Here is an 18743-nt window from a genome sequence, read left to right on the forward strand (position 1 = left end):
TGGTGCATAAAATGTGTTTAGCTTCGCTTGGGAAGCTTACCTTCTGAAATAGCAATATCTACTAAAGTTATAACTTTATCAAACACTTGCTGAGCATTAAGCTCGCTTGTGTCTATTTCAATTGCATCATCAGCAGGAACAAGCGGTGCAACCGCACGATTCATATCGCGCTCATCACGAGCTTGAATGTCCTGTAATAGACCACTTAGTGTAACATCAAGACCACGCTCATTCAACTCAACATAACGTCTGCGCGCGCGTTCTTGTGCACTGGCGGTTAAATATATTTTTAATGGAGCGTCTTGAAAAACCACGGTGCCCATATCTCGGCCATCAGCAATTAAGCCCCGCTCGGTTTTAAACGCTCGCTGGCGTCGAAGTAACGCTTCACGTACACGGGGTAATGCAGCCACTTTTGAAGCAGCAGCCCCAACCTCTTCATTACGAATTGTCGAGGTTACATCTTCGCCTTCTAAAATAACTTTTCCAGCATTAGTTTGGCTATCAACCAAAAACTGCACATCTAAGTTTGCAGCAAGCGGGACAAGCGCTTCTTCGTTGTCTAATGCTATTTGGTGATGAAGTGCGGCAAGGGATAATACACGGTAAATTGCGCCGCTATCCAATACATCCCACCCCAATTTGTCGGCTAACAAGCGACAAACAGTTCCTTTACCTGAACCACTTGGGCCATCAACGGTGATTACGGGCATTAATAACGCCTGCATTTAGAACCTCCTGCAATGCACACCTAAATAAAACCGCGATATTATACGTCACTTCTACAAATAGATCCGCTTTAGTGTGTAACTTTTTATAATTATTTATAAAAGCTCTACTCACTCACTGATGCTAAAACCTTGAAAAAGGTTGGAAAAGTTTTGTATGTGCACTTAGGGTCGTTGATAGTAATAGGCTTTCCGCCTACGGCTACCATCGCAAAACACATTGCAATACGGTGATCATCATACGTATCAATAGCAACATCATTAAACGAATTTGGCGGTGTAATTTCGATAAAGTCATCGCCTTCTATAACCTCTGCTCCCACTTTACGAAGTTCAGTAGCCATTGCATATAAACGATCAGTTTCTTTTACACGCCAATTATATATATTACGAATAGCGGTAGGCCCCTTGGCAAATAACGCAACAGTGGCAAGTGTCATTGCAGCATCGGGGATCGCATTAGCGTCAATATCTACGCCTTTTAATTCACCTTTACGCACAACTAGGCGTTCGTCATACCAATCAATCTGGGCGCCAACTTGTTCCATCACTTTTGCAAAACCAATATCACCCTGTACTGATTTAGCGCCAACCCCTTTAATTTCAATTTCGCCACCGGCAATAGCCGCTGCCGCAACAAAGTAAGACGCTGATGATGCGTCACCTTCAACCATAATACGCTCGAGTGATTGGTATTGTTGGCCGCCTTTCACTTTAAATGTTGTGTAATTGCTGTGCTGAACGGTCACCCCAAAACGTGCCATTACATCTAATGTAATATCAATGTATGGCTTAGAGACCAAAGTACCCTTAATAGAAATTTGCGTATCACCACTAAATAAAGGGGCAGCCATTAGCAATGCAGTTAAAAATTGGCTAGAAATACTGCCATCAATTTCAACAGTACCGCCTTTAATTTGCCCACCAATTATTTTTAGTGGTGGGTAGTCTTTATGCTTTGTGTAGGTAATATCGCCGCCAAGTGCTTGTAGCGCATCAACTAGGTGGCCTATTGGGCGCTCTTCCATGCGCGGCTCACCTATTAGCTCATATTCGCCAGATACAGCAGCAAGTACCGCGGTTAAAGGACGATACGCAGTACCTGCATTTCCTAAAAATAAAGGTTCACTTGGTGTTTTAAATATACCGCCAACCCCTTCAACAGTTGCCACAGTGCGGTCATCATTAAGCGTTACGTTAACACCTAGTAGATTTAATGCACCCAACATATGGCGAATATCATCACTATCTAGCAGGTTTTCTACAACGGTAGTCCCTTGAGCCAGCGCTGCTAACAATAAAATACGGTTTGATAGGCTTTTAGACCCTGGTAAGGTAACGCTGCCATTTACACGAGAAATAGGCTCTAAACGAAGTTGTTCCATTAGCTGTGCTCCTTTGCAAATGCCGCCATAAAGTCAACTAAGGCTTGAACACCTTCAAGTGGCATTGCGTTATAAATACTTGCACGCATACCCCCTACTATTCTGTGTCCTTCAAGTGCAAGTAAGCCAGCCTCTTTAGATTGCATTACAAACTTTTCGTTTAAGCTTTCATCATTTAGCCAAAAGGGTATATTCATGCGAGATCGGCAGTGCGCGGCTACTTTATTGGTATAAAAAGGCGATTCATCAATAAAATCATAAAGCAGCTTAGCTTTAGCAATATTGTGTGCTTCCATTGCCTTAACGCCACCGTTTTGCTCTAACCATTCAAATACTTCGGCTGCTAAATACCATGCAAAGGTAGGCGGTGTATTAAACATGCTGCCTTGTTTTGCTTCAAGTGCGTAATCTAAAATACCTGGTTTAGCCAAACCTTCACGCTCAAGTAATGTTTTGCGCACAATAACGATAGCTATACCTGATGGACCTATATTTTTTTGTGCACCGGCATAAATTAAATCAAACTTGTTTACGTCAATTTCACGCGACAAAATTGTTGACGACATATCAGCAATAATTGGCGCCGTTGGGTGACTAGGCACATCAAAAATTTCTAATCCGTCTACCGTTTCATTTGGGCAGTAGTGAATATAAGATGCATCTTCAGGTAAGTCCCACTGTGCCACTTCTTTTATAGAAAACAGCCCGTTAGCGTCATTTCTGACATTGATTGAGTGAGTTTGAGTAAATTTATTAGCTTCGTCAGTCGCACTTTTAGACCACACGCCGTTCTCGCAATAAACCGCCGCTTTACCATGCTGATGCAAATTTAATGGCACAGCGCTAAATTGACCGCGGCCCCCACCATGCATAAACAACACTTCAAAATCATCGCTAATATTCATTAAACGACGAAGGCTGGCTTCGCATTTTGCAGTAAGCGCTAAAAAATCTTTACTGCGATGGCTTATTTCCATCACAGATACGCCTAAATCTTGCCAGTCTAAAAATTCTTTTTGTGCTTTTTGCATAACAGCTTGCGGAAGCATAGCTGGCCCCGCACAAAAATTATATTTACTCATTACCTTTGCCTCATTCCAGTAATTTAAACCTCTTTGATAAACAAAAAAGGATTATTAATTTTTTTCAACATGATTAAAAAAAGCGGCCTTAGCCGCTTTTTCAATTTCAGTTATTCAGAAGGTGGATTATCATCCGTTGCTTCTTCATTTACTGTATCAACCGTTTCAACGTCTTCAATATCAACTAAGTCACTGTCTGTAACTTCAATCTCTTCGATACGTTGTAAACCAACTACTTGCTCTTCGTCAATAGTTCTGATCAAAATAACGCCTTGGGTGTTACGTCCAACCGTCGATACTTCGTTAACGCGGGTACGTACTAGCGTACCACGATTAGAAATAATCATTATTTCATCGTTGTCGTCAACTTGTACAGCGCCAACTACTGCGCCATTACGCTCACTCACCTTAATAGATACAACACCTTGTGTTGCACGGCTCTTCGATGGGTAATCTTCAAGTTGAGTACGTTTACCGTAACCATTTTCAGTCACAGTTAAAATAGCACCGTCAGACTTAGGCACAATTAATGACACTACGCGTTGGTCGTCGGCCATCTTAATACCACGAACACCGGTAGCAGTACGACCCATAGGGCGAACACCTTTGAAACGAACCTCAGGGTTGCCTTCTTCATCAAGTACCGGATTGCCGTTTTCATCAACTACAGTAGACTCTTCGGCTTCTTTAAAGCGTACCACTTTACCAGCATCAGTAAACAACATAATTTCATTGCTACCATCGGTAATATCAACCCCAATTAGGCTATCGCCTTCGTTAAGGTTTACAGCAATAATACCGCTTGCGCGTTGGCGGCTGTATGCCGTTAGTGGTGTTTTCTTCACGGTACCAAATGCAGTTGCCATAAAGATGTACTTATCTTCTTCGTACTCGCGTACAGGTAGAATAGCAGTAATACGCTCATCATCTTCAAGTGGCAGTAAGTTAACAATTGGCTTACCGCGTGCGGCGCGACTTGCCAGTGGTAACTGGTATACTTTAAGCCAGTACAAACGACCCGCAGTAGAGAAACATAAAATGGTATCGTGGGTATTCGCAACTAAAAGACGTTCAATGAAATCTTCATCTTTCATCTTCGTTGCTGACTTACCTTTACCACCACGGCGCTGCGCCTCATAATCAGACAATGCCTGATACTTAACGTAACCTTCGTGCGACAAGGTCACAACAACATCTTCTTCGTTGATTAAATCTTCAAGGCTAATGTCGTGCGCGGCAGCGTTAATTTCTGTACGGCGCTCATCACCATACTGCTCTTTAATTTCAACTAACTCATCACGAATAACTTCCATTAGACGCTCAGGGCTGCTTAAAATGTGAAGTAACTCAGCAATTAAATCTAACAGCGATTGGTACTCTGCTAAGATTTTTTCATGCTCAAGGCCGGTTAGTTTGTGTAAACGTAAATCAAGAATCGCTTGCGCTTGTTGCTCAGAAATATAGTACTGACCATCTCGAATACCAAGCTCACTTGCTAGCCAATCTGGACGTGCTACGTTGTCTTCCCCTGCTTTTTCAAGCATAGCTTTTACATTACCCAAATCCCATGGACGTGCCGTCAAGGCCAATTTAGCCTCAGCTGGGGTTGGTGATTTACGAATAAGCTCAATAATAGGGTCAATGTTGGCAAGCGCAATTGCTAAACCTTCAAGGGTATGAGCACGGTCACGGGCTTTACGTAAATCAAATACGGTACGGCGTGTAACCACTTCACGGCGGTGAATAACAAACTCTTCAAGCATTTCTTTTAGGTTGAAACACTTAGGTTGGTTATTAATTAATGCAACCATATTCATACCAAACACAGTTTGTAACTGAGTTTGTGCATATAGGTTGTTTAGAATAACTTCACCAACATCGCCACGCTTAATCTCAATAACGATACGCATACCGTCTTTATCTGATTCATCACGTAGTGCGCTAATGCCTTCAATTTTTTTATCTTTAACAAGCTCAGCAATCTTTTCAATTAAGCGGGCTTTATTAACCTGATAAGGGATTTCGTGCACGATAATAGTTTCGCGGCCTGTTTTTTCATCGGTTTCGATGTCGGCACGTGCTCGCATGTACACTTTACCACGGCCTGTTAAGTAGGCATCTTCAATGCCTTTTTTACCATTAATAATGGCAGCCGTTGGGAAGTCAGGACCTGGAATGTAATCCATTAATTCATGAATCGTTAAATCAGGATTTTGAATAAGCGCTAAACAGCCATTCACCACTTCAGTTAGGTTATGTGGAGGAATATTTGTAGCCATACCTACCGCAATACCCGATGAACCGTTTACCAGTAAGTTAGGCACTTTGGTCGGTAAAACGTCAGGAATTTGTTCGGTACCGTCGTAGTTTGGAACGAAATCAACCGTTTCTTTTTCAAGATCGGCTAATAACTCATGCGACATTTTTGCCATACGTACTTCTGTATAACGCATTGCCGCTGCTGAATCACCATCAACCGAACCGAAGTTACCTTGGCCATCTACAAGCATATAACGTAGTGAGAATGGCTGTGCCATACGCACGATGGTGTCATAAACTGCACTGTCGCCGTGTGGGTGGTATTTACCAATTACATCACCGACCACACGGGCCGATTTTTTGTAAGGCTTATTCCAGTCATTACTAAGCTCGTTCATTGCAAACAAAACGCGGCGGTGAACAGGTTTTAAACCATCACGTACGTCTGGTAATGCACGTCCTACGATTACACTCATTGCATAATCTAGGTAGGAGTTTTTTAACTCGTCTTCAATATTGACTGGCAGAATTTCATTGGCGAGATCAGTCATTTGATATCACATTCCTTCAGTATCAGCTCTTTGCAACCCGGTATTGGGTGCCAAGAGTATTTGTTATTATTTCTAAGCGACCATGCTATCACAATTAATTTTAATTTACAGGCGCAAAACTTTGCGATTTATCAATTTAGGCCTATATAATGGCCTCAGATTGACGAGGAAGTATTTTATGACCGAACATCAAAATGTAGATAACGCAGAAATAGCAAAATTTGAAGCCATTGCTGAGCGATGGTGGGACCAAGACGGAGAGTTTAAACCTCTTCACGAAATTAACCCATTACGATTAGACTTTGTAGCTAACAAAAGCCAAGGTTTATTTGAAAAAGAAACACTCGATGTAGGTTGTGGTGGCGGTATACTTAGTGAAAGCATGGCGCGCATGGGGGCAAACGTAACCGGTATAGACATGGGCCAAGAGCCACTCACCGTAGCCAAACTACACAGCCTAGAAACGGGTGTAAATGTTGACTATATAAAAGTACCTGCAGAGGAGTTTGCAAACCAGTACCCTGCTCGCTTTGATGTAATAACTTGCATGGAAATGCTTGAGCACGTCCCTGATCCTGCCTCTATAATTCGTGCAGTAGCAAAGCTTGCCAAGCCCGGCGCTGATGTATTTTTCTCAACTCTTAATAAAACGCCTAAAGCATACTTGTTTGCTATTGTAGGTGCTGAAAAGCTATTGAAAATGGTGCCCGAAGGCACACACGACCACAACAAATTTATCAAACCTGCACAACTAATTGCATGGGCTGAGCAAGCAGGCTTAAAAGTACGCGCCAGTGCAGGTCTTAGCTATAACCCGCTTTCTAAGCAATATTCATTAAATACAGATGTAAGTGTTAATTATATACTTCACTTTGAGAAGTTAGCGTAATGGCTAGCTCTTCTACTCCAGTAACTCCTTTTGAGTACGATGCTTTTTTATTTGATTTAGATGGCACTTTACTTGATACAGCTGATGATTTAGGTGCAGCATTGAATGCTGTGCTTAAAAGTGAAGGTGTTGCACAAGTTACACCTGAGGCGTACCGAAAAGCTGCTTCTAATGGTGCAGGTGCATTACTTGAGCTCGGCTTTAAAGAACAATGGGCCACGCAACCTCAAGCACAGCGGATAAAACAGCTAGTGAGTTACTATAGCCAAAACCTAGCTAATCACACACGTTGCTTTGAAGGTATAGAATCATTACTCATAGCCCTTGAGAACCAAGCTATAAAATGGGGGATAATGACCAATAAACCTGGGTTTTTAACCGACCCTTTAGTGGCAGCTATCCCCGCATTAAAAAATGCACATGTGGTGATCAGTGGCGATACACTTACCGAAGCAAAACCGTCTCCTTTACCCTTATTACACTGTACAAAACTGATGAACGTTGATCCTAAGCGTTGTTTATATGTAGGTGATGCACAACGTGATATACAAGCGGGTAAAGCTGCAGGTATGCATACCGCTACAGCGCTTTGGGGCTATATACCAAGTATTGAGGAGGCGTTGCGCTGGGAAGCCGACTTTAATTGGCGCAGCCCTATTGATGCTTTTAACCATATATAGTGCCATTAGCTCTATTAAACACTATATATTGTGATTGTGTTAGTTTTTATGCAAAGCTTGATGATAAAAAAAGCAGTCAAAATTTATTTTCAAAATGCGTAAATTTAGCAGAACATTAGTTTACTTTTTAAACGCCTGAACCAAGTAATTGATTACGGGTAAGTATCTACTAACACAATTATTTTATCCTAGACTTATCCACAAATAGGGGCAATTATGTCCCTTGCAAATCAGAACAGGCAGGATTAAAGTTTTATTAACGCTTTGATGGAATTGATATTTCAACTAAGTGGAGGGGCTGATATCACACTCAAAATCGAAATATGATATCAGCAAAGACACTTGCTAAAATTTTAGAAAAGCGCCTAAGTGTGGAAATTTGAGCGTAACTTATTCTTATATTATCGGCAAGTGACTAACTTCAGATTTAGGACAATTAAAATTGAAATTCAGTTTGTCTATAGAAATCTCAGAGAGTGCAATAATAAGTATTTTTAAAATTCTTACACTCAGCAGCATGCTTTTTGCTTAAATTTAAATGGGCTATTTTTTAGCCCATTTCTATTTCTTAGCTTTAATTATGCTTTTTATTTTGAAAACTATTAGATCACTTACTAAAAACGATTCTCTTAACTAGCCCACAAAAACCATATATAGTGCCACTGGCGTTATTAAACACTATATATTGTGATTGAGTTAGTTTTTATGCAAAGCTTGATGATAAAAAAAGCAGTCAAAATTTATTTTCAAAATGCGCAAATTTAGCTGATCATTAGTTGATTTTTACCTATTTCAACTTAAATGATTGTTCAAAGGTGAGTGACTACTAACACAATTGCTTTATCCCAAAGTTATCCACAAATAGGGGCAATTATGTCCCTTGCAAATCAACTCAGACCACACTATCTTGTGATCTCTAAATTGAACAACACCAGATATTGTGGCCAAATGTTATTCAATTAAATTCGCCCATACGGTGAAACTTATAATAAATGAATACGTACCTTGCTTTAGCGAGGTATAGAACATTGGTCAAAATACTCAATTCCCAAGGAATACAGGCAAAGCTATGAACCAACAGTTATCTGTAAGCAAGCGTGACGGGCGTAAAGAGCCGCTAGATCTTGATAAGATCCATCGCGTTATTGAATGGGCCGCCGAAGGTTTAAACAACGTATCGGTTTCACAGGTTGAATTAAAGTCGCACATTCAATTTTACGACGGTATTCGTACAAAAGACATTCACGAAACCATCATTAAAGCAGCAGCCGATCAAATTTCAAAAGAGTCGCCTGACTACCAGTACTTAGCTGCCCGCTTAGCTGTATTCCACTTACGTAAAAAAGCGTATGGCCAGTTTGAGCCTCCACGTTTATTTGACCATGTTACAAAAATGGTTGAAGACAAACGCTACGATGCTCACTTACTTGTTGATTACACAGAGCAAGAGCTTGACGAGCTAGATGCGTATCTTGATCATTCGCGCGATCTTAACTTTAGCTACGCAGCCGTAAAGCAACTTGAAGGTAAATACCTGGTACAAAACCGCGTAACAGGTGAAATTTACGAAAGTGCTCAGTTTTTATATATTTTAGTGGCTGCGAGTTTATTTTCTGACTACCCGCGCGAGACACGTATTGATTACATCAAGCGTTTTTACGATGCTGTATCAACGTTTAAAATCTCTTTACCTACACCCATTATGTCGGGTGTACGTACCCCTACTCGCCAATTTAGCTCATGTGTACTTATTGAATGTGGCGATAGCCTTGATTCAATCAATGCTACATCATCTGCGATTGTTAAATACGTATCACAACGTGCGGGTATTGGTATTAACGCCGGCCGTATTCGTGCGTTAGGTAGCCATATTCGTAACGGTGAAGCGTACCACACTGGTTGTATTCCTTTTTATAAGCACTTTCAAACAGCTGTTAAAAGCTGCTCGCAAGGTGGCGTTCGTGGCGGTGCAGCAACCTTATTCTATCCGCTTTGGCATTTAGAAGTAGAAAACCTGCTTGTACTTAAAAATAACCGTGGTGTTGATGATAACCGTGTTCGTCACTTAGATTACGGCGTACAGTTTAATAAACTAATGTATTCTCGTTTGATTAAAGACGATTATATCACGTTATTTAGCCCATCAGACGTACCAGGTCTTTACGATGCATTCTTTGAAGACCAAGATGAATTTGACGCACTATATATAAAATACGAGCAAGACGAGTCTATTCGTAAAAAGCGTATCAAAGCGATTGAGCTATTCTCAATGTTTGCGCAAGAGCGAGCTAGTACAGGTCGTATTTATTTACAAAACGTGGATCACTGTAACACTCACAGCCCGTTTATTTCTAAAGTTGCGCCAATTCGCCAATCTAACTTATGTTTAGAAATTGCATTGCCAACTAAGCCGTTAAATAACGTAAACGACGAAGAAGGCGAAATTGCCCTTTGTACGCTATCTGCATTTAACTTAGGTGCTATTGAATCGCTTGATGAACTGGAAGAGCTTGCGGAACTGGCAGTACGTGCACTTGATAATCTACTTGATTTCCAAGACTACCCAGTACCGGCTGCACGTAATGCCACAATGGGCCGCCGCACATTAGGAATAGGTGTAATTAACTACGCTTACTACTTAGCTAAAAATGGTAAACGCTACTCAGATGGCAGTGCTAATGCACTGACTCATAAAACGTTTGAAGCAATTCAATATTACTTAATGAAAGCATCAAACGAGCTTGCTAAAGAGCGTGGCGCGTGTCCTAAGTTTAACGAAACAACGTACTCTCAAGGTATTATGCCAACGGATACATACAAACGTGACTTAGATAAAATTTGTGATGAGCCACTGCACTTAGATTGGGACTCATTACGTGCCAGCATTAAAGAGCACGGCATGCGTAACTCAACACTTAGCGCATTAATGCCTTCAGAAACATCGTCGCAAATCTCTAACGCGACTAACGGTATTGAGCCACCACGTGGTCACATTAGCGTTAAAGCAAGTAAAGACGGTATTTTAAAACAAGTAGTGCCAGAGTACGAACGCTTAAAAGATAACTACGAGCTGCTGTGGGATATTCCATCAAACGATGGTTACTTACAGTTAGTGGGCATAATGCAAAAGTTTATTGACCAAACTATTTCGGCCAATACAAATTATGATCCAAGTAAGTACGAAGGCGGTAAAGTACCTATGAAAGTCTTATTAAAAGACTTACTGGGTGCCTACAAATTGGGTGTTAAAACACTTTATTACCATAACACCCGCGATGGTGCATCAGATGCACAAGACGATACGCCAGAAGTCGAAGATGACGATTGTGCAGGCGGCGCGTGTAAAATTTAATAGATAAACTTAAAGCGGGCTCTTTGCCCGCTTTGTCCTGATAGTTTTAGTGATAGTTTTTGAGTGATAGACATGTCTTATACTACTTTTAGTCGTAACCATAATGATCAAATGCAAGAGCCAATGTTTTTTGGCCAAACCGTTAACGTTTCGCGTTACGATCAACAAAAATACCCTATTTTTGAAAAATTGATTGAAAAGCAACTTTCGTTTTTTTGGCGTCCAGAAGAAGTAGACGTAAGTAAAGACCGTTTAGATTTTCAAGCGTTACCTGAGCACGAAAAGCACATATTTTTAAGTAACTTAAAATACCAAACGCTGCTTGATAGTGTACAAGGCCGCTCACCAAATGTTGCCCTACTTCCTATTGTGTCTATTCCTGAACTAGAAACATGGATAGAAACCTGGGCATTTAGTGAAACTATTCACAGCCGCTCTTATACCCACATTATTCGTAACGTAACACAGTCACCAGAACTAATTTTTGATGACATTGTAAGTAACGAAAAAATCAGCGAACGTGCTGATGCGGTAACCACCTACTACGACGATTTAATTAATGGCGTGTCGCTTTATAATCTGTATGGGGAAGGCAAGCACGACATTAACGGTCAAACCGTTGTGATTAGCTTATTTGATCTTAAAAAGAAACTTTACCTTGCGATGATGTCGGTAAATATTCTTGAAGCTATTCGTTTTTATGTTAGTTTTGCCTGCTCATTTGCCTTTGCAGAACGTGAATTAATGGAAGGTAACGCTAAAATCATCAAGCTAATCGCTCGTGATGAAGCGCTACACCTTTCGGGTACACAGCATATTTTGAACATTATGCAAGATGGTAAAGACGACCCTGAAATGGCGATTGTCGCTGCGCAGTGCCGTGAAGAAGCCATTAAAATGTTTGTAGAAGCAGCAGAGCAAGAAAAAGAATGGGCAGAATACTTGTTCAAAGATGGCTCAATGATTGGCTTAAATAAACACATCTTGTGTCAATATGTTGAATACATCACTAATGCACGTATGACAGCAATTGGCTTGCCTGCGCAGTTTGAAAACAACAGCAACCCTATTCCATGGATCAACTCTTGGCTTGTGTCTGACAACGTGCAAGTTGCGCCGCAAGAAGCTGAAATTAGCTCATACCTTGTAGGTCAAATCGACTCTCAAGTAGATGCCTCAGAATTTGGTGACTTTGATTTATAATGAGTGACAAACCCACTGCAAGTATAACGCTTGCAGATAACAGCCAGTGTATTGAATTTAGCACTGGCTGCCCTTCTGTTTTACATTGCTTAGAAAACCAAAAAATAGACGTAGCCTATCAGTGCCGCGAAGGCTATTGCGGCGCGTGCAGAGCCACGTTAGTCTCTGGCCAAGTGCAATATAACGAAGAACCTTTAGCGTTTGTACGTGAGGGAGAAATACTGCTGTGCTGCTGTAAACCCAATGGCAATATAAGCATAAACTTAAAATAAAGTTATACCAATGCGCATAATTAAGTATTATTGCAAATGAGTATTACTGCGTCTTATGAATCTGCTTTGGTTCGAACCGATAGTGCCCTGTGATTTTATAATCAAAGAGCATATCGGTTTTTTCAGGACCACGCCCAATATTATGTACAATTAAAGGATTGCCGGTTTGTATAGAGTACTCATTAACGACCATGCCAATATGAGGAAGATTCCCGGGTAACATCCAAGTTATTATATCACCCGCTTTGTAGTCATTAGGAGCACCAGATATTGCTAAATTTAAACCGTGTCTTTTAAAGTAAATTTGTAAATTAGGCACTCTTCGGTGGTCGATATTTTTATCCGGTTTAGTCAGCCCCCAGATTCGTTTAGAGGGGTAAAGCGCAAAGTTATTTTTTATATCTTCATGTACTAATTTTTGTAAATCTACACCTAACTTTCTGTAGCTTCTGATAATAACATCAGTACATACCCCAATGTTACTTGGCACATCTCCCCCTGGGTATGTAATTGAATAATATGCACCATTATAAATAACCGAGTGAGTTGTTCTTTCAATTAAAGCAGCGCTTATATCTTCGGTAAAAGTGTTTGCACCACAGGTTGAGGATATAACCGACAATAAATATAGATAATAGCGAATCATATAAAATCCTTTTAAAGCTGTTTAGCTACAGGGTATTTGCAACATGCCTTGGGATGTTAATTCCCTCGCCCGCATGGGTAAAATGTGCATCGAGTTCATAAGCCATCAACTCAAGTGGTGCATTGTGATAACCAAGCTGCTGAATCTCACTCAAGTAACGCTGCATAAATGCTATTGAGCCAAGCTCACCCCACTGTGCTACGTGAACTAATTCATGAAAATGTACACGAAGATTATCTTGCATGTGCGGCAGAACATAATAGGTGTTTTTATAGGTTATGCCTGCAGCGTCCATGTCAATAAAATCGCTCACCCCCATAGAATGTAATTCATCAAAGTCTGGCTTTGGGATTTTATCAACCACAACATAAAAAGAGTTACTCAAAAAATCTAAAGGGTAAAAGTCACTAAATTCATTCTTAAATTGACTGCAGCATACCCTTTGTGATGTGTAATAAGTGTTAGTTTTATCAATCCATTGTTCTATTTTTTTCAGCACATCCTTACTCCAACATTCACTGATGACTACAAGTTTAAGTTTTAATCTTCTTCAATAAGTGACTCAAGCAGCTCGTGTATTTCTGCTTTGAGTTCTTTATCTTCAATTTTATTAGCACTTACCTTGGCACTTTTAAGGCTATTAATCGCCTCATCTTTTTTACCTAGCTCTATTTGTAAAGTGGCCATTGAATAAGCTATCGATGCCATATGATCTTTATTATTTATTGCAATCGACTTTTCTAGCGCTTTCTCGTATGTAGTGAGAGCGTCTTCAAGCTCTTCGGTAAAGTCAGCTAAGGTTTCCCACTGTACAGGGTGATCTTTTGAGGTATTCTCGTTTTCTTCACAAATCGTTTTAAGCCTAGAAAATAATAATTCAAATCTTTTGCGGTCGTTTCTATTTGCAGCCTCCATCAACTGTTCTGCTAAATCATGTACTGCTTTATATACTTTGGTGTTCATCATCAAGAACTATCCTCAACTAACCGCTAAACTAACTATTTAATTTAGCAAAAATACTATTTATAGGCGTCCTGATCTTATAAGAACGGCTAATTATCTAGGTGTAATGATACATTAATAATAGATAACCGGTTGTAATTAAAAGTGTGGTTTTAAAATTATATATAAAAAGTAGCCCACGTTAGTTACAGTGATACACTGAGAAACTTATAAATTCCTAATATACTGGCTAAAAATGAAAGAGTGCAACCAATGTGGCAAATGTTGTATTAAATACGGGGGTGGTGATTTAAGCGCAACTGTACAAGAAATTGAAATGTGGGCACTGTTTAACCCAGAGATTTATCAATATGTTAAAGATGATGAAATTTGGTTCGATCCACATACGCAATTAAGGCTTATCGTTTGCCCCTTTTTAGAAATAGCGCCTAAAAAAGCGCCCTCCCATAAAACAATGTATACCTGTAGCATTTACCTGGATAGACCAGAAGATTGCCGCCAATACCCCAGCTTGGTTTCTGAGATGATACGTGATGAATGCGAAATGATAGAGCCTAAGGATATAAATAACCAGCCTAAAGCGCTGCGTAAACTCAATATAATTATGCTCGATAGCCGCTCTTAAAACAGCTTATCTTATTCGCGTGTTTATTCATCGAAAAAAATTAAGCTATAGTATAACATTGTTGATATGTCAAATACGCAGTGTTATATTATATCACAACATAGTAACCGCGAACCTTTAAGATAATGACAAAGTTAACATTAATTTCTTCTGCAGTTTTTTCTGTTTTATGTTCTCATTCAGCACTTGCTGCTACCGTTACCGGTAAAATAACAGATGATAAAAACCGACCTATTGAAAATGCAGCTGTGCACGTACATGGTAAAGACCAAGGTGTAAAAACCAACGCACAGGGCGAATTTTCTATTGATGTAGACTCTCAAAGCCAATTACATGTAAGTAAAGACAACTTTATAGACTCGCGTATTGCCGTAAATGAAAACTCAAACAATGTGACGGTTTCACTTACCCCTACCTCGGTAGAAACCGTTGTTGTATATGCCTCTGCACTGCATAAAAACAGCCTAGAGATGATTTCTCCTGTTAGCGTTTTATCAGGTGATGAGCTTAAAAACAAATCAAAACCTACCCTTGGTGAAACGCTAAAAGGCTTACCAGGTGTAAATGCCAGTTACTTTGGCCCGGTATCGTCAAGCCCTATTATCCGTGGTTTAGATGGCCCTCGCGTTAAGATTACCCAAAACGGTTTAGATGCTAGCGATGCATCGCGTATTGGTCCAGACCATGCAACTTCAAGCGACAGCTTAGCGGCTGAACAAATTGAAGTATTGCGCGGACCAAGCACCCTACTTTATGGCTCAGGTGCAATTGGTGGTGTAGTAAATGTAGTTGATAACCGTATACCAACGAGCAATCTAGATGATTTATCCGGCGCTGCTGAATACAGCCATGACACGGTATCTAATTCAAATACGGTGGCTGCAAAACTAGAAACAGGCAATGATGGATTTAACTTTCATTTTGATGGTACCAAACGCAGTGGTGATGACTATGAAACACCGACCTTTAGTATTACAGATGAAGATGGTGACGTTGAAACAGCAAACACTGTAGAAAACACCTTTATAGATAGTGATACATTCAATGTGGGTACTAGTTATGTGGGCGATCATTTAACGGTTGGCTTTTCTTACGGTAGCATTGACACCGATTACGGTATCCCTGGGCATGAGCATCATGACCATGACCATGAAGGTGAAACCGAAGAAGAACACGACGATCACGCAGAGGAAGAAGAAGAGTCTGTTTATGCTCATCTTGAGCAAGATCGTTGGCAAGGCCTGATTAGTTATGCGCTGGATAATAACTGGGTTGAGAATATTAACCTTCGTGTTGGCTACACTGATTACTCACACAGTGAAATTGAAGACGGTGAAATTGGCACTACCTTTAAAAACGAAACAACCGAAGCGCGCTTAAACGTAGAGCATAAATTAGCTCAATGGCACGGTATGATTGGCTATCATTATAGCGAGTCTGATTACGACGCCATTGGTGAAGAGGCCTTTACTCCTGCAAGTGTTACCACTACTCATGCACTCTATCTACTAGAAGAGCGTGAATTTGGAGATGTAACTGTAGAGCTTGGTGCACGTATTGAAGACTATGAGATTACAAGCACAATTACAGAAACAGAGCACGACCACAGCCATGATGAAGAAGAGGAAGATCATGATGAAGGGGAAGAAGAAAGTATTGCATACAGCGAAAGCTTTACTAATGTAAGCGCCTCAGTCGGCGCCATTTGGCAATACACACCTGGGCAAAGTGTAGCGCTTAGCTTATCTCACTCTGAGCGTGCTCCTCTTTCTGCTGAACTTTTATCTAATGGTTTACACATTGCTACAGGTACTTATGAAGTAGGCCTTGGCTATCATATTGAAGATAACGAGGTACACTTTGAGCCAGAAGACATTAAGCAAGAAAAATCGACTAACCTTGATTTAAGCTTTAGACGCTTTAGCGGTGATTTTGGCTACACAGTAAACTTTTTCTATAACGATATTAAAAACTTTTATTACCAACAAAATACAGGCTTAGTTTACGACGAAGAAGATGGGTTAGAATCAGCGATTGGTGCACACGATGATGCGGTTGCTGTTTATCAATTTGCCAGTAAAGATGCTGAGCTATATGGTATTGAGTTTGACGTGCACTACCAAATAGACCCAAGTACGATGATTAAAGTTTTTGGTGATTCAACTCGCGCTAAGCTTAAAGATGATGCGGGGAATTTACCACGCATTCCTGCTAATAAATTAGGCTCTGAATTACAATACAACGTAGGCGATTTACAACTAACGCTCACCGGTACGCACTACTTTGAGCAAAACGATATAAGCGCCTTCGAGACCAAAACAGATGGCTACACAATTGTTGATGCACAAGCTAATTATCAATTAAGTTTAGGCGCTATTGATACGCAGCTGTACTTAAATGTAGATAACATTACCGACGAACTTGGCTTTGTTCATAGCTCGTTTATAAAAGATAAAGCCCCACTACCAGGCAGAAACTTCCGCTTTGGTATTAGAGGTTACTTTTAATAAAGCTTTAGCATTTATTTAGTTAGTTTTAAAACCGCATTTTATATGCGGTTTTTTTATGCCACTTCATTTAATTAACTAGGTTATTTAATTGATGTTTATAAAGCAGTAAGCGTGAGACGTGGATTTAATACCATCGCAGTACTAAATAAATTTAAGTATTAAATGGTGCGCTATTGAGGTTAAAAAGTTCACATATAAAGTAACCCAACAGCGTATTGTTGCCTAGCTAACAACACGGTTATCTGCCCTCACCATAGCCTACTTCTTCAAACTGTTTGGACTACACTAGTAAAGGCCTGAGAATTGGTATTAAACTACGTATTACAAAAAAGCCGCGGTCTAAGACCACGGCTTTTTAAATACTGACTTAATTACTAAATTAAGAAAGGATTTCGTGTAGCTCAACGTCAAATATAAGCGTTGAGAAAGGTGCAATTGCAGCACCTGCGCCACGTTCACCATAAGCAAGCTCATGAGGAACGTAGATACGCCATTTAGTGCCTACAGGCATCATTTGTAATGCTTCTGTCCAACCTTTGATTACGCCACCCACTGGGAATTCAGCAGGTTGACCGCGCTCGTAAGAGCTATCAAAAACAGTTCCGTTAATTAGTGTACCGTGGTAGTCAACACGTACTGTAGACTCAGCTGTTGGCTTTTCGCCTTCACCTGTTGCTAGTACTTCGTATTGTAAACCAGACTCTGTAACAGTGATTTCAGGACGCTTAGCGTTTTCTTCTAAGAATGCGATACCTTCAGCAGAAAGTACTTTTGCTTCTTCTTCACGACGCGCTTGGATCTCTTCGTTAATTTTTTCAAATGCAGCTTGGATCTCAGGGATCTCAACTTGAAAAGCGCTACCAGCGTACGCATCTTTCATGCCTTCAAATACTGAATTTAGGTTTAAGCCTTCAAAAGGGTTAGACTTAAGTTGCTCACCCATTTGTAAGCCAATACCGTAACTTGCTTTTTCAGCATCTGTAGTAAAATTATCTGACATAATGTGTTTTTCACGTTTTGTTAGTTAAAAGACGCGTACATGCTAACATAAAATAAAACCGGTTTGGGGCTAGTTTTTACTGTGTTTCACCTTAATTTTACCAACTATGTAGCTAAAAAGGGGTAAAGTGAATAAAAATCCAACAAGCAGTGGCCATGCTATTAAACCGCCACTGCCAAACAACACTAGCGGCACTAATACTAAACCTACTAAAGCAATAAAAGCGGCGCCAATTATAGGCCAATGCGTATCGTATTTAGTAATAAGGTGCGCAGTTAAAACATTAAAGCCAATACCATATGCAAAGGCAGTGATAAGCGTTGCGTCTGGTTGCGCATCTGCTGCCATTTTTATTAATAAATTAATCGCGCTTTGATAACAGTAACCAAATACAATCCACAGTAATACATGCTTTACTAAGCGTTGCGATGTAGTAAGGTTTGCTTCTTTTGACATTTATTAAACTCCACAAAGCAAAAAACCGCCCATAAGGCGGTTTTTTTAAATAATGGTGGAGAGATAGGGATTTGAACCCTAGATAGGCTACAAACCTATGCCGGTTTTCAAGACCGGTGCATTCGACCACTCTGCCATCTCT

General features: G+C 40.3%; 16 protein-coding genes. 7 read left to right on the top strand and 9 right to left on the bottom strand.

Features of this window, described 5'->3' with window-relative positions:
• Positions 1-17: 17 nt before the first annotated feature.
• The 4 genes from cmk to gyrA form a co-directional block, all read right to left on the bottom strand.
• Complete coding sequence (cmk, locus tag AN393_RS14005; RefSeq protein WP_055016057.1) at positions 18-728, bottom strand: (d)CMP kinase; 711 nt, start codon at positions 726-728, stop codon at positions 18-20.
• Between the two features lie 107 nt (positions 729-835).
• Positions 836-2113, bottom strand: coding sequence for a 3-phosphoshikimate 1-carboxyvinyltransferase (gene aroA, locus AN393_RS14010; RefSeq protein WP_055018414.1), 1278 nt, complete (start codon positions 2111-2113; stop codon positions 836-838).
• Positions 2113-3195 carry a 3-phosphoserine/phosphohydroxythreonine transaminase gene (serC, locus tag AN393_RS14015; protein ID WP_055016059.1) on the bottom strand — a complete coding sequence of 361 codons (1083 nt, stop codon included), beginning with the start codon at positions 3193-3195 and terminating at the stop codon, positions 2113-2115. The genes aroA and serC overlap by 1 nt, the downstream gene beginning before the upstream one ends.
• 110 nt (positions 3196-3305) lie before the next feature.
• Positions 3306-6005 (bottom strand): DNA topoisomerase (ATP-hydrolyzing) subunit A, encoded by a 2700-nt coding sequence (gene gyrA, locus AN393_RS14020; protein ID WP_055016060.1) that lies wholly within the window; start codon positions 6003-6005, stop codon positions 3306-3308.
• A gap of 178 nt (positions 6006-6183) precedes the next feature.
• Here gyrA and ubiG point away from each other — a divergent pair, with 178 nt between their 5' ends.
• The 5 genes from ubiG to yfaE all read left to right on the top strand — a co-directional run bounded on the left by ubiG (position 6184) and on the right by yfaE (position 12401).
• Entirely contained in the window at positions 6184-6894 is a 711-nt protein-coding gene (gene ubiG, locus AN393_RS14025) for a bifunctional 2-polyprenyl-6-hydroxyphenol methylase/3-demethylubiquinol 3-O-methyltransferase UbiG (protein ID WP_055016061.1), read from the top strand.
• Positions 6894-7574 (top strand): HAD family hydrolase, encoded by a 681-nt coding sequence (locus AN393_RS14030; RefSeq protein WP_055018415.1) that lies wholly within the window; start codon positions 6894-6896, stop codon positions 7572-7574. Before ubiG ends, AN393_RS14030 begins: the two co-directional genes overlap by 1 nt.
• A 1069-nt stretch (positions 7575-8643) precedes the next feature.
• A complete protein-coding gene (gene nrdA, locus AN393_RS14035; RefSeq protein ID WP_055018416.1) occupies positions 8644-10926 on the top strand; it encodes a class 1a ribonucleoside-diphosphate reductase subunit alpha in 2283 nt (760 codons plus the stop codon).
• Between the two features lie 72 nt (positions 10927-10998).
• Positions 10999-12129 (top strand): class Ia ribonucleoside-diphosphate reductase subunit beta, encoded by a 1131-nt coding sequence (gene nrdB / locus AN393_RS14040; RefSeq protein WP_055016064.1) that lies wholly within the window; start codon positions 10999-11001, stop codon positions 12127-12129.
• On the top strand, positions 12129-12401 hold the full coding sequence (yfaE, locus tag AN393_RS14045; RefSeq protein WP_055016065.1) for a class I ribonucleotide reductase maintenance protein YfaE: 273 nt from the start codon (positions 12129-12131) through the stop codon (positions 12399-12401). Before nrdB ends, yfaE begins: the two co-directional genes overlap by 1 nt.
• 43 nt (positions 12402-12444) lie before the next feature.
• Here yfaE and AN393_RS14050 read toward each other — a convergent pair whose 3' ends face one another.
• The 3 genes from AN393_RS14050 to AN393_RS14060 are packed head-to-tail and all read right to left on the bottom strand — an operon-like array spanning position 12445 to position 14013.
• On the bottom strand, positions 12445-13047 hold the full coding sequence (locus AN393_RS14050; RefSeq protein ID WP_055018417.1) for a DUF1287 domain-containing protein: 603 nt from the start codon (positions 13045-13047) through the stop codon (positions 12445-12447).
• 25 nt (positions 13048-13072) lie between these two features.
• A complete protein-coding gene (locus AN393_RS14055) occupies positions 13073-13546 on the bottom strand; it encodes a hypothetical protein (RefSeq protein WP_055018418.1) in 474 nt (157 codons plus the stop codon).
• Positions 13547-13587: 41 nt separating this feature from the next.
• Complete coding sequence (locus tag AN393_RS14060; protein WP_055016068.1) at positions 13588-14013, bottom strand: hypothetical protein; 426 nt, start codon at positions 14011-14013, stop codon at positions 13588-13590.
• A gap of 232 nt (positions 14014-14245) precedes the next feature.
• Between AN393_RS14060 and AN393_RS14065 the strand changes: the two genes are divergently transcribed.
• Positions 14246-14635, top strand: coding sequence for a YkgJ family cysteine cluster protein (locus tag AN393_RS14065; protein WP_055018419.1), 390 nt, complete (start codon positions 14246-14248; stop codon positions 14633-14635).
• Between the two features lie 125 nt (positions 14636-14760).
• The gene (locus tag AN393_RS14070) at positions 14761-17142 is read left to right on the top strand and encodes a TonB-dependent receptor domain-containing protein (RefSeq protein WP_055018420.1); all 2382 of its coding nucleotides are present in this window, start codon (positions 14761-14763) and stop codon (positions 17140-17142) included.
• A gap of 382 nt (positions 17143-17524) precedes the next feature.
• On the opposite strand, the gene AN393_RS14075 is transcribed toward AN393_RS14070, so the two are convergent.
• A complete protein-coding gene (locus AN393_RS14075) occupies positions 17525-18145 on the bottom strand; it encodes an FKBP-type peptidyl-prolyl cis-trans isomerase (protein ID WP_055018421.1) in 621 nt (206 codons plus the stop codon).
• A 69-nt stretch (positions 18146-18214) separates the two neighbouring features.
• A complete protein-coding gene (locus tag AN393_RS14080; protein ID WP_055016072.1) occupies positions 18215-18601 on the bottom strand; it encodes a hypothetical protein in 387 nt (128 codons plus the stop codon).
• Between the last annotated feature and the right edge of the window lie 142 nt (positions 18602-18743).

This window comes from Pseudoalteromonas sp. P1-25 (assembly GCF_001401805.1).
Classification (GTDB): Bacteria; Pseudomonadota; Gammaproteobacteria; order Enterobacterales; family Alteromonadaceae; genus Pseudoalteromonas.